The organism is Streptomyces sp. NPDC006332 (genome assembly GCF_040612855.1).
Classification (GTDB): Bacteria; Actinomycetota; Actinomycetes; order Streptomycetales; family Streptomycetaceae; genus Streptomyces.
Map to the genome: position 1 here is coordinate 49,386 of NZ_JBEXRA010000046.1, position 13,752 is coordinate 63,137.

Here is a 13,752-nt window from a genome sequence, read left to right on the forward strand (position 1 = left end):
GGCCGAGCCCGCACCGCCGGACCCCTACGCCCACACCGCCTGCGCCAGGCTCACTCCCGCGAAGGCCGCGCCGAGACCCGCGATCACGCTGGCGGCCACATTGGCGGCGGCGTAGAACCCGGATCCCGTCTCGGTCAGACGGAGGGTCTCGTAGGAGAAGGTCGAGTACGTCGTCAGCGCCCCGCACAGGCCGGTGCCCAGGAGCAGCTGGAGGTGGGAACCGGCGGCTCCGGCGGCCGCCGCGCCGGTCAGCAGGCCGAGGATCAGACAGCCGGTGACATTGACCGCGAAGGTGCCCCAGGGAAAGACCGAGTCGTGCCGGGACTGCACGGCCCGGTCCGTGAGGTAACGGAGCGGGGCGCCGACCATGGCCCCCACGACGACCAGCAGCCAGTTCACAACGACCTCTTACCTTTCATGCCCGGATTGCCCCTGTTCGTCCTTCTGGCCGGTGTAGCGGACGACCTCGCAGTCGTCGAGGGTCACCAGCCCCTCGGTGACGAGTTCGTCGAGCTGAGGCAGGAAGGCCCGTACGCGCTCCTCGTCGTCGACGATCACCACGGCGACCGGCAGGTCCTCGCTCAGGGAGAGCAGGCGCGAGGTGTGGATCAGGGAGGAGGCCCCGAAGCCCTCGACGCCCCGGAAGACACTGGCGCCCGCGAGGCCCGCCGCATGGGCCCGGTGCACGATCTCGCTGTACAGGGGCTTGTGGTGCCAGGTGTCGTGCTCGCCGACGAAGACGGTCAGGCGCAGGGCGCGGTGGGTCAGCCTCGTCATGTCTGCCTCCACTTCAGGACGCGGCGGGCGGCCGCGACCGCGAGCCACACCGCCGTGAGCGCCGCGAGCAGGGTCGCCGCGAGGTAGGCCAGCCCGGTGCGGGGGTGGCCCGAGTCGACCAGTTTCTGGATGCCGACGGCGTACGTCGAGAAGGTGGTGAAGCCGCCGAGGACACCGGTGCCGAAGAAGGGGCGGACCAGGCGGTGGGCGGCCCACACATCGGTGATGACCACCATGAACACGCCGATCACGGCACAGCCGACGACATTGGTCCAGAAGGTCGCCCAGGGGAACGTACCGGGCTCGGCGGGCCACGCCAGGGTGAGTGCGTAGCGGGCCGTGGCGCCGAGGGCGCCGCCGAGCGCGACCACGGCGACGACGGGGGCCTGACCACGTCGGTCGGGTCGCCGGGGGGTGCGCGCGGCGGTGGGGTGGCTCTCGGTCTCCGGGGCTGTCATGGTCGTGCGTCTCCTACTCGCCGGGGCCCGGGCAGCCAGGCGCGCGCGTTCGCAAGTAGGGACCGTTGGCGGCGGCCTGCCGCGGTTCGGGTACGGCGGGCCCCACCGCCGCGCCGCGAGGGTGGTCGCGGCCGCTCAACAGCGTAACCCCGGGCTGAGCCGGGGTCATGTGGTGACCGGTGCCTCGCAGACCGCGACGCCGCGCTCCCACAGGCTGCCCAGGACCAGGTGGCCCTCGCTCTCGCAGACGCTGGTGACCATGCGGAAGCCGGAATGACGTCGGGTGAGGTGGTGGACCACCCGACCGTCGTCGTCGACCGCCAGGACGCCGATCGTGCCGGTGGGGCGGAAGGGAGCGCGAACGGCCAGACGTGCGGCGGCGCTGCGAACGGATGCGGTACCGCGGTGCAGGCTCTCCAGCACGGGGATGCGGGGGCCGGCCAGCGACACCCAGACCGGGCCCCTGGGCCCGGACCGCCAGATGTTGTCGGGCATCCCCGGAAGGCTGTCGGTGAAGAGCTCGCCGTGTCCCGCGCGCGGTCCGGTGAGCCAGTAGCGGGTCAGCCGGCAGGCGCCCGTCTCGGCGACGACCAGGAAGGACTCGTCGCCGCTCGGGGCCAGTCCGTTGGCGAACTGCAGTCCCTCCAGGAGGACCTCGGGCGTGTCACTGCCGGGGGCCAGGCGCAGCAGGCGGCCGGTGCCGGTGTGCTCGACGATGTCGCCGATCCACTGCCGCAGGGGGTAGCGGCGACTGGAGACGGTGAAGTACACGCTTCCGTCGGACAGGGCGACCGCGTTGCTGCAGAACCGCAGCGGCTCCCCCGCCACCGAGTCGGCGAGGACCCGTACGCCTCCGTTTGCGAGGTCGATCCGCAGCAGACCGCGTTCCGCGTCGCACACCAGCAGGGTGCCGTCCGGATGGAGTTCGAGGCCGAGCGGCCTGCCGCCGGTCTCGGCGAGCACCTCGACGCGCGGCGCGGCGGGCCCCGTCAGCCCGTCCAGGCGCAGGATGCGCCCGTCCTCCACCCCCGTGAGGACACGTCCGCGGGCATCGGCGACGACATCCTCGGGGCCGCGTCCGCCGACGGCGAGGTAGCGGCGGGGGACGAGGGCAGTGGGCCGGGCCATTTGTGCTTCTCCTCGCTGTCGGAGACGGCCGGCCGAGCGGGTACCCGTGCCGGGTCGGTGTCTACCAGCCCTTCTCGAACATGCGCGCCACTTCGGCGATCCGCATCTCGTCGCGCCGGTAGTGGGTGCGGCGCCGGACTCTTCGGGTGCGCAGCAGGCCGAGGTCCGCGAGGAGGCCGAGGTGCGTCTCGGCGACCGAGCGGCTCACGCCGAGTTTGCGGGCCACGGCGTCCGCGGTGACACCGTCCTCGCCGGGGTCGCCGTGCCGCTGCGGCGGAAAGTGTGCGGCGGGGTCCTTCAGCCATTCCAGGATGTGCAGGCGCCTCGGGCCGGTGGGAGTCCTCAGCATCGTGTCCCCTCCGTCCGAACCCTCGGCGTACCGCGTCGTCCCACTGTCCCGCAGTGCGAGCCGCCCTGTCCGGCGACCGGTCAAGCTTGTCCGGTACCCAACTCCCTTGCAGCGCACGTCGTGCACAGCGCAGCTTGCTCCTGCGCGAGGACCCGCGTCGCCCGCGGCTCGGGTCCTCGTACGGGCGAGGGTCCCGGACCTGGAAACGCCGGTACGGCAACCGGTCAGGATCGAAGAAGCGGCCGCCCGCTCCCCGGCCTAGCGTGAGAGGCACCGACACCATCCGTCGGGTCCACTCGGTACGGAGGAGTACGCCATGACCGCAGGCCTCAAGACGATCATCTACCCCGTCAAGGATCTCGCTCCGGCGAAGGCCCTGTTCGCGGCCCTGCTGGGGTGGAACCGTACGCCGACGAGTCGTACTACGTCGGGTTCCGCGACGCCGGGCAGGATGTCGGCCTCGACCCCAACGGGCACGCGCGGGGCATGACCGGTCCGGTCCCCTACTGGCACGTGACCGACCTCAGAGAGACCCTCGCGGCGCTGCTGGCCGCCGGCGCGGAGCTGCTCCAGGACACCCAGGACGTCGGCGGCGGCAAGCTGATCGCCTCGGTGAAGGACGCGGACGGGAACCTGATCGGGTTGACGCAGGATCCGCCCGCCTGACCGCCCTGGTTCTTCTCGGGGATATCGACTGCGCACGCCCGTCACGCATCCGCCTCGCGCATGCACTCGTCGCGCACCGCGCCCCGTTCGACACTCCTTGCGCATGCACTAGTTGCATGCTCAACGAATGGCCGGATCGGTGCTACCGTGCTGGTATGACGGCGAAAACGGTCGGAGTCGGGGTAGGGGTCGGGGGCGGCCTCGAGGAGCGGTGGCGGGACATCCTGTCCGTGCATGCCCGCACGATGTGCGAGATCGACCGCGTGCTGCACCCGCACGGGCTGGGCGCGAGCGACTTCGAGGTGCTCGACATCCTGGCCGCGGAGTCGCCCGAGGAGGGCGACCAGTGCCGGGTCCAGAACCTCGTCGGACGAGTGCATCTCAGCCAGAGCGCGCTGTCCCGGCTGATCGGCCGTCTGGAGAAGGACGGCCTGGTGGAACGCTCCGTCTGCGCGGAGGACCGGCGGGGTGTGTGGGTGGCCCTGACCCGCGCGGGCCGAGACCTGCACGCGCGGGTCCGGCCGCTGCAGCGGGACGTGCTGGCCCGGATGCTGGGCTCGTAGGACTCCGTCAGGCCTATCGCGACAACCGCGTCAGACGGTGGAAGCCGTCGGGGCGGGCTCTTTCTCCGGGACGGACGGGTCGGCGATGCCGCCCTGAGCGGCCAGCGCCTTCTCCAGTCGGCGGATGTGGTAGTACTGCACCCGCGTGGTGCGCTGCAGGGCCATGACCGCGGTGAGGAACTGGTCCATCTCGGTGGCCCGGGTCAGGATGTCGTCGGGCACGTGCTCGTCCCGCAGGCAGGCTTCCGCGTCCTGGGTGAGCACGGCGTGTGCCCAGCCACGGGTGATCGGCTTGAACAGGTCCGGGTGGTTGGCCACGATCCGGGCCCGGATCGCCAGGTCGTTCTCGGCGGCTTCCAGGTGCAGTCCGGTGTCCTTGTTGCGCGCCCCGAACAGCGGCTCATGGATGTGGTGGGCGTCGAAGCCGTGCTCGACGCAGCCGATCCAGAAGTCCCAGTCCTCCCCCGCCCGCATGGTCTCGTCGTACCCGCCGACGGTCTGCCACGCCTCGCGGCGGTACAGCGAGCAGTAGAACATGATCAGCCGCTGGAGCAGCAGCTCTCTGCTGTAGGCGGGCAGGGGCATCGCCTGCGGGGGCAGATCGTCGTCGGTGAAGGTGAACACATCGGTCGAGGCGATGGCGATGGCGGGGTTGTTTTCCAGCACCTCGACGGTCTTCTCCAGCATCGTGGGTGCGATCACGTCGTCGGCGTCCAGCGGAAGGATGTATCGGCCCGCGCTTGCGTCGATTCCGGTGTTGCGCGCGGCGGAGACCCCGGCGTTGGTCTGTTGAAGCAGCCTGATGCACCGGTCGGGGTGACGGGCGGCCAGGCCCTGGGCCACCTCGACGGTGTTGTCGGTGCTGCCGTCGTCGACGATGACGATTTCCCAGGAACGGAATGTCTGGGCGAGGACGCTGGAGACCGCCTCGGGCAGATAGCGGGCGTAGTTGTGGCAGGGGATGACCACTGAGACCACAGGGTCGGATCTGTGGGGCATGCGCCGTCTTTCGCTTCGGAACGGAAGGGGATGGAGGGGATCCGGGCATACGGTCGGCAGGGTTCCGCGACGTCGGGCGCCGACGCCCCCCCCGGCCCTGTTTCGAGGGCCACGTCGCAGCGGGCCAGCCGGATCGGGTGCTAGCTGGAGTGCTGTAGACGCCCAGGGACGTGATCGTGGTGGCCGTGTGCGAGCTCCTGATGGTGCCCGTAGTCACAGATGGTCAGGTTGGCCACCGGCGTGCAGCAGTGCCCGTAGTCGGTGATGGTCATGTTGGCCACCGGGGTGCAGCAGTGCCCGTAGTCGGTGATGGTCACGTTGCCGACGGGGGTGCAGCAGTGCCCGTAGTCGGTGACGGTGACGTTCCCGATGGGCGTGCAGGGGTGCCCGTTCCCGGGGGTGAGGGTGACGTCGGCGCCTATCGGCTGTCCGTGGTGCGCGTACGGCGCGGTCGCTGTCGGCGCGTCCGCACCGAGGGCGGTCGCGTAGGCCGCCTCCGCGGAATTGAGCAGTCCGGCGGTCGCCAGAGCGGCAGGGAGGGCGAGGGAGGACATGACACGGGCTTTCACGGTGTGCCTTCCTTTCGGGGGCTGGGATCTGCCCTCTGTGGCTGGTGAACTCCACGACTGGGGCAGCAGCATCACCGTAGGATTTCGTCACTCAAGGCGCCCGTTCGTGTACTCCATGTGAGCTATGCCGCTTCGGCACCCGGTGCCCGGCCTCGATCGGTCAGGACGGGGACATGGCCCCGATGTCCGCCAGATCCGTGGCGTGGTGCGGGTGCAGTACTTCCAGGTCGGGCAGCGCCCAGCAGGAGGTGCCCATGTCGCGGGCCATCGCGGCCAGACCTTCGGTCTCGATCAGGTGCTGGTACGGGAAGGAGGGGAAGATCAGACCGTCCCGATGGAGGTCGGCACGTACCAGCAGTGCGGTGCCGCCGACCGAGTCGACGCGGATGAGCCCTTGTCCCCGCAGTTCGTCGAGATAGGTCCGGCCGAACCCCCTGGGCGGCTGCAGAATGCCGTCGCGCAGCCACTGGGACCAATTGAGCGTGCCGGCCCTGGGGTGCAGGACGAAGGTGTTGAGGTCATATGTGGGTCCACCGGCCGTCGTGGCGCAGTGGGGGACGACGATGTCCTTGCGCGCACCGAGCAGGCGCTGGACGAGGTCCGCCGGGCAGCAGGTGACATCCGCGTCGAGCCACAGCACCCATTCCTCGTCGGCGAGGGCTTGGGAGAGCAGATGGTTGCGCACCTTGGCCAGCACCGACCGGCGACGGCGCTGGACGCCAGGTTCCCAACGAGGGCCGGCCAGCTGGAGGCCGAAGTCACGGTGTACGAGGGTGACTCGCCGGTAGTCCGCCTCGAGGGCGGGCAGGACCTGTCGGAGCAGCTCCGGCGTCGTGTCCGTGCTGTCGCCCTCCAGCAGGCCCAGGGAGATCGCCTCGCGCGGGTAGTCCAGGGCGCGGAGGTTGTCCAGGTAGCCCGGCAGGAACGCCGCGGCGTCCTTGAGAGGGGTGAGCACCAGCACCGGGGGTCGCTCGTTCGCCGGGCCGGGCGCGGGCTCGAGGGCGGCGGGTGGTGGTCGCTCGGAGGCCCGGGCGGCGGGACCGGTCTCGGCGTGGGCGATGTCCTCCGGCCCGATCGGCAGCCGGGTCGCCATCGCGAGCAACCGCTCGGCGTATGCGCCCGGTTCGGACCAGCTCTGGGTCGCCACGTCGAAGTGCTCCGCGAAATGGGCCTCGTCGAACGTGTTGCCGCCGTGACACACGTACGTGTACAGCTCCGGCGCGTCGAGCGACACCACCCGGCAGGTGCGGACCACTTCTTCCGCCACCGGGGTGTCCTCGCCCCGTCTCAGTGCCGGGTAGCGCGGGAGGCGGTCCTTGGCGCACACCATCGACCCCTCCCAGACACGGGCGCAGGAGATCGCGAGCTTGTGGCGAGCGGGCCACCACAGCCGTTCACGCACGAGGAAGCAGGCCTCGGCGCCGAGCGAGAGAATGGCCGCCATCTGCGTCTCGACCCGCTCCGGGTCGTACAGGTCGTCGTCGTCCCACTGGCACACGTAGGGACCGGTGGCCCGGTCCACCGCCTCGTTGCGCAGGTCGCCCAACGGCCGGCCCTCCGCAGGGAGCCGGTGATGGATGATCCTCGGGTCGTCCAGCTCGCGGATGTGCCGCTCAAGGGCGTCGTCCGTGCCGTCCTCCAGGACGACCAGCTCCAGACTGGGATAGGTCTGCGCACGGAAGCACGTGATCGCGCGCCGGGCGGTGGATGAGCGATCCTTCGTCACCATCAGACAGGACACCGTCGGCGTCGGCGCGCCCGAGGACCAGCGGCGGCGTTGCGCGTCCAGGTTGAGGAGGCCGTCGGCGAGCGGTTGCAGCTCCTGGCTCGCCCAGAACGGGAACCGTTTGGCGGCCGATGCCCGCGCCGTCCCGGGGGCGTCGCGCACCCAGCTGCCGGACCAGTGGTGCACGGCGTGCGCACGCCCGTAGTCGGTTGGCTGCGGGCCCAGCAGCTCTGTCGCGTACGGGCTCACCTCGGGGTACAGGACCTCCGGGTCGAGGATCGTGATCGAGGCGGACTCCGGGGCGCTGTCGATCGCTCTGCTGAGGAAGAAGGGGCCCGTGGCGTCCAGAGCACCAGGCATTCTGTGGGCGCCGACCAGCTGTCGGTGTACATGTGCCCAGAAGGGGTGGCCCGGCCGTGACGCGATGAACGCGTTGCCCACGATGCGGCTGAATCCGCCCTGGCGGGCCAGTAGCAACTGCGTGTGCGCCTGGGGCTCGCACCCGAGGACGAGTTCCTGGCCGTCAATGATCTCGTCGACCGGCTTCAGACACTCGAAGTCCAGGTCCACGTAGAGCCCGCCGAAATGGTCGAGCAGGAAATAGCGAATTGCGTCGGCCCGCATGATCGGTTCCGCGTAGCCGTCGTAGACCGGCAGGAACCATGGATAGTGCTCCTGGAGGAATGTGCGATTGTCGGAGTCGGTCCACAAGCGGTATCCCCAGCCCGGGTGATGAGCGCGCCATGAATCAGCCCACTTCTTCCATCGGGTGGGCACATCGGCGTCTTTCCAGGTCTGGTGAATCAGGGCGGGAATCTGCTTCTGCGCGGGCATTCACACAGTATGACGATTCATTCGACCAAGGCGTTTTCCCGTGGGATCGCCGGTGGAACATTCACCCGGGCGGCCCATGAGCTCAGATGCCGCGTATCAGCTCCGCCAGCTTGTCGAGCCCCTGTGTCCAGCCCTCCTCGTGCAGAGCTCGGCGCCGCTCCGTGGCGAAGTCGCCCTGATCGAGGACCAGCTCGACCGACGTACCGCCGATGTCCCTAAGGGACAGCGTCACCACTGTTTCCCGATCCTCGGGATCGGGATCCTCCCACCGGAAGGTGTAGGACAGGCGCTCCGGAGGGTCGACCTCGAGGAATTCCCCCACCAGGTGGAAGAGAGCACCTTCCGGAGGCTGCATCGCGATCCGGTAATTGCCTCCTGGCCGCACATCGCTGTCCACATTCGGAATGGTGAACCCCTCTGGCCCCCACCACTTGACCAATTCCTGCGGCTCGGTCACAGCACGGAACACGACCGGGCGTGGTGCGCGAAGGACACGTCGCAGATGCAGCCTCAACCCGCCGTCACGCGTCATCTCGAACCTCCTCTTACCGAAGGCGCCGAACTCGAAATGCTCTACGTGGGAACCAGAAGAAAGCGGACGTGTTGTACCAGGCAGGGGGCACGGGCTCGCGCGCACGCCGGACCCGAACCGGTCGGTGATCGTCAGATACCTGTCGTCGCGCCCCGGCGGCCCCGGCCGCTGGATAGGTGCGGCCGGGCCCGGTCCGGGTCGTCCTCAGGGCCTGGCGAGCAGGGTGCGCACGCCTTCCGAGGTGAGGGTCAGCGGGTGCGCGGAGCTGGCGTCGATGGTCAGGGACAGCTCGTCGGCCGGCCACTGTGCGGCCAGCGCGCCCAGCGGGACCATGCGGTAGCGGGAGACGTACGGGAGGAGCTCGGCCATCTCCGGTTCGGAGGTGAACACGGGCACCACCGGGGCCCCGTCCCGCTGCTCGAGGACGGGCAGCGCGACCGTGCTGGGGTCGCTGACCTCGTCCTGGCCGGCGTCGTCGGGCACGGGCACGAGCACCTCGCTGCTCGCGAGCGTGGCCAGCGCCGCCGTGTCCTCGGTGTTCTCGGCCAGCGCGTCCAGCGCCCGCCGGGCCGGTGTGACGGTGTTGTCGTACGCGGGTGTGTCCATGGCTGATCCCTAGATAGCGGCGGTCTTGCGGCCCGCCCGGCGCAAGATCGCTCCGGGCGCGGTTCTGGTCGCGTACCCGACGTTCACCAGAGCAATCCTCCGGGATCCGGGGGTTCAGGGGTTTCACATGGGTTTCACGGAACCCGGCGCAGGTCAGGGGGCGGCCGGGCCGGTTCGGGAGAAGCGAGATGTGCCCCGGCGGCACCTCAGGGCGGCCATAGCCCGACCCGGCGCGCGGAACGGTTCGAGCGGAGGTTTAGCATATGAGCGCCACCTAGCTCGAAAGAGATACTCGTGACTGTCAAGGACGACTCGTTCACCAACTGGAAGACTCGCGAGGAGATCGCGGAGTCGATGATCCCCCTCATCGGGAAGCTGCACCGCGAGCGGGACGTGACCGTCCTGCTGCACAGCCGCTCCCTGGTGAACAAGTCGGTCGTGAGCATCCTCAAGACCCACCGCTTCGCCCGTCAGATAGCCGGCGAGGAGCTGTCGGTCACCGAGACGCTGCCGTTCCTCCAGACGCTCGCCGCCCTGGATCTCGGCCCGTCCCAGATCGACATCGGCATGCTCGCCGCGACCTACCGGACCGACGGCCGAGGCCTTTCCGTGGCGGAGTTCACCGCCGAGGCGGTCGCCGGTGCCACCGGCGCGGACCGGGTCGAGCGCCGTGAGCCGCGCGACGTCGTCCTCTACGGTTTCGGCCGCATCGGCCGTCTCGTCGCCCGCCTGCTGATCGAGAAGACCGGCTCCGGCAACGGCCTGCGGCTGCGCGCCATCGTCGTGCGCGGCACCGGCGGCCGGGCCGCCGAGGACCTCGTCAAGCGGGCCTCGTTGCTGCGCCGCGACTCCATCCACGGGCAGTTCCAGGGCACGATCACCGTCGACGAGGCGAACAGCACCATCGTCGCCAACGGCAACGAGATCAGGGTGATCTACGCCGACGACCCGGCGGAGGTCGACTACACGGCGTACGGCATCAAGGACGCCATCCTCATCGACAACACCGGCAAGTGGCGGGACCGCGAGGGCCTCTCGGAGCACCTGCGTCCCGGCATCGACAAGGTCGTGCTGACCGCGCCGGGCAAGGGCGACGTCCCGAACATCGTGCACGGCGTCAACCACGACACCATCAAGCCGGACGAGCGGATCCTGTCCTGCGCGTCCTGCACCACCAACGCGATCGTGCCGCCGCTGAAGGCGATGGCGGACGAGTACGGCGTCCTGCGGGGGCACGTGGAGACCGTGCACTCGTTCACCAACGACCAGAACCTGCTGGACAACTACCACAAGGCCGATCGCCGGGGCCGCTCCGCGCCGCTCAACATGGTCATCACCGAGACGGGTGCCGCCTCCGCCGTCGCCAAGGCGCTGCCCGGCCTCGACGCGCCGATCACCGGCAGCTCGATCCGGGTCCCGGTGCCGGACGTCTCCATCGCGATCCTCAGCCTGCGGCTCGGCCGCGAGACCACCCGCGAGGAGGTCCTCGACCACCTCCGCGAGGTCTCGCTGACCTCCCCGCTCAAGCGTCAGATCGACTTCACCACCGCCCCCGACGCGGTCTCCAGCGACTTCATCGGCTCCCGTCACGCGTCGATCGTCGACGCCGGCGCGACCAAGGTCGACGGCGACAACGCGATCCTCTACCTCTGGTACGACAACGAGTTCGGCTACTCCTGCCAGGTCATCCGTGTCGTCCAGCACGTCTCCGGTGTGGAGTACCCCACGTACCCGGCCCCGGTGCCGGCGGTCTGACCGCAGGGTCCGCGGGTCGGTGCGCACGCGGGTGGGAAATGCGCACCGGCTGCACTCGGCCCACCCGCCGCCCCTTGTCTCACGGCACCAGGACGATTTCGCCCGTGGTGTGGCCGGTCATGATCTGACGATGGGCGGCGGCCGCTTCCCGCAGCGGGAAACTGCCGGCGATCAGGACACGCCGTCGGCCGGTCCCCGCCGCTTCCGTGAGCTGCAGGCGGGCGGCGGCGCGGATCTCCGTCCCGGTCCGCGCCGGGCCCGCCCCCAAGAGCTTGATGCCGGCCGGGCCCCGCGCTGGAACGCCGCGATGGTGGCCGTACGGGCCCGGTCCGCCACGAGTTCCACCGAGACGTCGACCGCTTCGTCGGTGCCGACCAGGTCGGCCGCCGCGTCGACGCCATCGGGCGCCGCCTCGCGTACCCGGTCGACCGGACCGGGCCCGTACGCGACCGGAATCGCTCCGAGGTCGCGCAGCAGGTCATGCTGGCCGGGCTCGCCGTCCCCAGGACAGTGGCACCGCGCGCGACAGCCGGCTGCACGGCTGTCAGGCCGACTCCGCCCGCGGCGCCGTGGATCAGCACCGACTCGCCCTTGCGCAGGCCGATGGCTTCCAGAACGTGCACCGCGGTCACGCCGGTGACCATCAGACCCCCGGCAACACAGTTCCGGACGGGCACATTCCCCCCTCCCGGTGGGTCGCCAAGGGTGGTGATCCACCTAGAGTTGCTCGCCGTGACCATCGAGATGCCCTACCGGCCACTTCCGATCGACCAGTCGGACGTGCGCTACGTCCACGGTCCCGATTCCGCTCCACAGCCGGGCGTGCCCGCCGGCGAGACGGTTGCGTTCGAGTGGCGGGGCAGCGAGATCTACCCGGGAACCTTCCGGAAGTTCTGGGTACACGTGCCCGCACAGTACGACCCGGCGGAACCGGCCTCCCTGATGGTGTTCCAGGACGGATGGTGGTACCTGGACCCCGCGGGGGAGGTACGCGGCGCGATCGTCCTGGACAACCTCATTCACCGCGGCGACATCCCGGTCACCATCGGCGTGTTCGTCGATCCTGGAGTCTTCCCCGACGCGGAGAAACCGAAGAACCGCAACAACGAGTACGACGCCTTCGACGACCAGTACGTCACCTTCCTCCTCACCGAGATCATCCCGCAGGTCGCGGAGCGTTACGCCATCTCCCAGTCGCCCGAAAGGTGGGGCATCTGCGGCGGGAGCAGCGGCGGCAACTGCGCCTTCACCGCCGCGTGGCTACGCCCGGACAAGTTCCGCCGCGTCATCGCATACCTGTCGAGCTTCGCGCAGATGCCGGACGGCAATCCCTACCCGGACCTCGTCCCCCGCGTCCCCCGCAAGCCGCTGCGCATCTTCATGCAAGGCGGCCACCGCGACCTGAACTGGAATGAGCCACAGCGGAACTGGCTCGCCGAGAACCTGCGTGTGGCAGCCGCTCTCGCCGAAGGGGGCTACGACTTCCGCCTCGTCCTGGGAGACGGCGGGCACAGCCCCAACCACGGCGGCGTCCTGCTCCCTGACGCTCTGCGCTGGCTGTGGCGGCCCGACGAGGATTGATCGAGCTGCATCAACCAACTGCGTTCATCGGCCCGCGGCCAGCACAGCCGCGAGGCCCTCCCGCAGGTCCTTGACGAAATACTCGGGAACCTCCAGCGACGGGAAATGTCCCCCGGTTTCGGGTGACCTCCATCGGACGATCTGCCGGTACCGCTCCTGTGCCCAGGGGCGCGGGCACCTCTCGATGTCGCGGGGATACATGGTGATCGCTGACGGGACGTCGACCCGCAGTTCGGGGTCCAGCGAGTTGTGGCTCTCGTAGTAGATGCGGGCCGCCGATGCGCCGGTCCGCGTCAGCCAGTACAGGGTGACGTTGTCGAGAACGCGGTCCATGGAGATCGTCTCGAACGGACTGTCCTCGGTGTCCGACCACTCGGCGAACTTGTCGAGGATCCAGGCAAGAAGCCCGACCGGTGAGTCGACGAGCGAGTAGCCGATGGTCTGCGGCCGGGTCGCCTGTTGCTTCGCGTACGCCGCGCGGTGGTGCCAGAAATCGCGGGTCTCCTCGGTCCACTTGCGCTCGGCCGCCGTCAGCCCGTCCGTTGTCAACCCGGGCGGCCCCTCCGCGAACGTGGTGTGGATGCCGAGGACGTGCTCCGGGAACCTGCCGCCGAGAACCGTGGTGATATTGCCTCCCCAGTCACCGCCGTGCGCCGCGAACTTGCTGTAGCCGAGCCGTCCCATCAGTTCCACCCAGGCGGCCGCGATCTTTTCGGTTCCCCACCCGGTGGTGGTCGGCTTCTCGCTGTGACCAAAGCCTGGTAGCGACGGGACCACGACGTGGAACGCCGGCGTGTCCGCATCCTTCGGATCTGCCAACTCGTCCACCACATCGATGAACTCGACAATGCTGCCCGGCCAGCCGTGCGTCACGATCAGAGGAGTGGCGTCCGCACGCGCGGATCGACGGTGCAGGAAGTGGATTCCCAGATCATCGATGGTCGTGCGGAACTGGCCGATCCGGTTGAGGCGTTCTTCGAACGACCGCCAGTCGTACCCATTGCGCCAGTAGTTCACGACATCGACGAGGTCGGCGAGAGGAACCCCCTGTTCCCATCGGCGAGGGCCGGGCGCGGCGCCATGCACCGTCTCGGCCTCCGGTAGTCGCGCCGCGGCCAGTCTCGCGCGCAGATCGTCGAGGTCAGCGTCCGTTGCACGGGCTTCACATGCGTGCACGTCGGTGGTTGGACGGGGCATGAGACCTCCTGG

At 69.5% G+C, this 13,752-nt stretch carries 13 protein-coding genes and 3 pseudogenes; 4 read left to right on the top strand and 12 right to left on the bottom strand.

Going from position 1 to position 13,752, the window contains the following annotated elements; genetic code table 11:
• Nucleotides 1–24: 24 nt before the first annotated feature.
• From crcB (ABZ027_RS32340) to ABZ027_RS32360, 5 genes and pseudogenes are all read right to left on the bottom strand, one after another.
• Entirely contained in the window at nt 25–399 is a 375-nt protein-coding gene (gene crcB, locus ABZ027_RS32340) for a fluoride efflux transporter CrcB (protein WP_356774521.1), read from the bottom strand.
• Nucleotides 396–777, bottom strand: a pseudogene (locus ABZ027_RS32345) (DUF190 domain-containing protein). The gene crcB (ABZ027_RS32340) and the pseudogene ABZ027_RS32345 overlap by 4 nt, the downstream one beginning before the upstream one ends.
• Nucleotides 774–1,235, bottom strand: coding sequence for a fluoride efflux transporter CrcB (crcB, locus tag ABZ027_RS32350; RefSeq protein ID WP_356774523.1), 462 nt, complete (start codon nt 1,233–1,235; stop codon nt 774–776). The pseudogene ABZ027_RS32345 and the gene crcB (ABZ027_RS32350) overlap by 4 nt, the downstream one beginning before the upstream one ends.
• A gap of 165 nt (nt 1,236–1,400) precedes the next feature.
• The gene (locus ABZ027_RS32355; RefSeq protein ID WP_356774525.1) at nt 1,401–2,363 is read right to left on the bottom strand and encodes an SMP-30/gluconolactonase/LRE family protein; all 963 of its coding nucleotides are present in this window, start codon (nt 2,361–2,363) and stop codon (nt 1,401–1,403) included.
• 61 nt (nt 2,364–2,424) lie between these two features.
• The gene (locus ABZ027_RS32360; RefSeq protein ID WP_356774527.1) at nt 2,425–2,712 is read right to left on the bottom strand and encodes a helix-turn-helix domain-containing protein; all 288 of its coding nucleotides are present in this window, start codon (nt 2,710–2,712) and stop codon (nt 2,425–2,427) included.
• 316 nt (nt 2,713–3,028) lie between these two features.
• Here ABZ027_RS32360 and ABZ027_RS32365 point away from each other — a divergent pair.
• Nucleotides 3,029–3,378 (top strand): annotated as a pseudogene (locus ABZ027_RS32365) (glyoxalase).
• A 155-nt stretch (nt 3,379–3,533) separates the two neighbouring features.
• Complete coding sequence (locus ABZ027_RS32370; protein ID WP_356774529.1) at nt 3,534–3,941, top strand: MarR family transcriptional regulator; 408 nt, start codon at nt 3,534–3,536, stop codon at nt 3,939–3,941.
• 30 nt (nt 3,942–3,971) lie between these two features.
• Here the strand turns inward: ABZ027_RS32370 and ABZ027_RS32375 are convergent, their stop codons facing one another.
• From ABZ027_RS32375 to ABZ027_RS32395, 5 genes are all read right to left on the bottom strand, one after another.
• On the bottom strand, nt 3,972–4,940 hold the full coding sequence (locus ABZ027_RS32375) for a glycosyltransferase family A protein (RefSeq protein WP_356774531.1): 969 nt from the start codon (nt 4,938–4,940) through the stop codon (nt 3,972–3,974).
• Nucleotides 4,941–5,080: 140 nt separating this feature from the next.
• Nucleotides 5,081–5,509, bottom strand: coding sequence for a hypothetical protein (locus ABZ027_RS32380; protein WP_356774533.1), 429 nt, complete (start codon nt 5,507–5,509; stop codon nt 5,081–5,083).
• 160 nt (nt 5,510–5,669) lie between these two features.
• The gene (locus ABZ027_RS32385) at nt 5,670–8,069 is read right to left on the bottom strand and encodes a glycosyltransferase (protein ID WP_356774535.1); all 2,400 of its coding nucleotides are present in this window, start codon (nt 8,067–8,069) and stop codon (nt 5,670–5,672) included.
• 82 nt (nt 8,070–8,151) lie between these two features.
• A complete protein-coding gene (locus ABZ027_RS32390) occupies nt 8,152–8,601 on the bottom strand; it encodes an SRPBCC domain-containing protein (protein WP_356774537.1) in 450 nt (149 codons plus the stop codon).
• Between the two features lie 204 nt (nt 8,602–8,805).
• The gene (locus tag ABZ027_RS32395; protein ID WP_356774539.1) at nt 8,806–9,207 is read right to left on the bottom strand and encodes an SseB family protein; all 402 of its coding nucleotides are present in this window, start codon (nt 9,205–9,207) and stop codon (nt 8,806–8,808) included.
• 294 nt (nt 9,208–9,501) lie between these two features.
• On the opposite strand from ABZ027_RS32395, the gene ABZ027_RS32400 reads away from it, so the two are divergent.
• Nucleotides 9,502–10,962, top strand: a complete 1,461-nt coding sequence (locus ABZ027_RS32400) for a glyceraldehyde-3-phosphate dehydrogenase (RefSeq protein ID WP_356774541.1) — start codon at nt 9,502–9,504, stop codon at nt 10,960–10,962.
• A 79-nt stretch (nt 10,963–11,041) separates the two neighbouring features.
• On the opposite strand, the pseudogene ABZ027_RS32405 reads toward ABZ027_RS32400, so the two are convergent.
• Nucleotides 11,042–11,609 (bottom strand): annotated as a pseudogene (locus ABZ027_RS32405) (zinc-binding dehydrogenase); the annotation flags it as partial.
• Nucleotides 11,610–11,694: 85 nt separating this feature from the next.
• Between ABZ027_RS32405 and ABZ027_RS32410 the strand changes: the two are divergent.
• A complete protein-coding gene (locus ABZ027_RS32410) occupies nt 11,695–12,543 on the top strand; it encodes an alpha/beta hydrolase-fold protein (protein ID WP_356774543.1) in 849 nt (282 codons plus the stop codon).
• A gap of 24 nt (nt 12,544–12,567) precedes the next feature.
• Here ABZ027_RS32410 and ABZ027_RS32415 read toward each other — a convergent pair whose 3' ends face one another.
• Entirely contained in the window at nt 12,568–13,740 is a 1,173-nt protein-coding gene (locus ABZ027_RS32415) for an epoxide hydrolase family protein (protein WP_356774545.1), read from the bottom strand.
• Between the last annotated feature and the right edge of the window lie 12 nt (nt 13,741–13,752).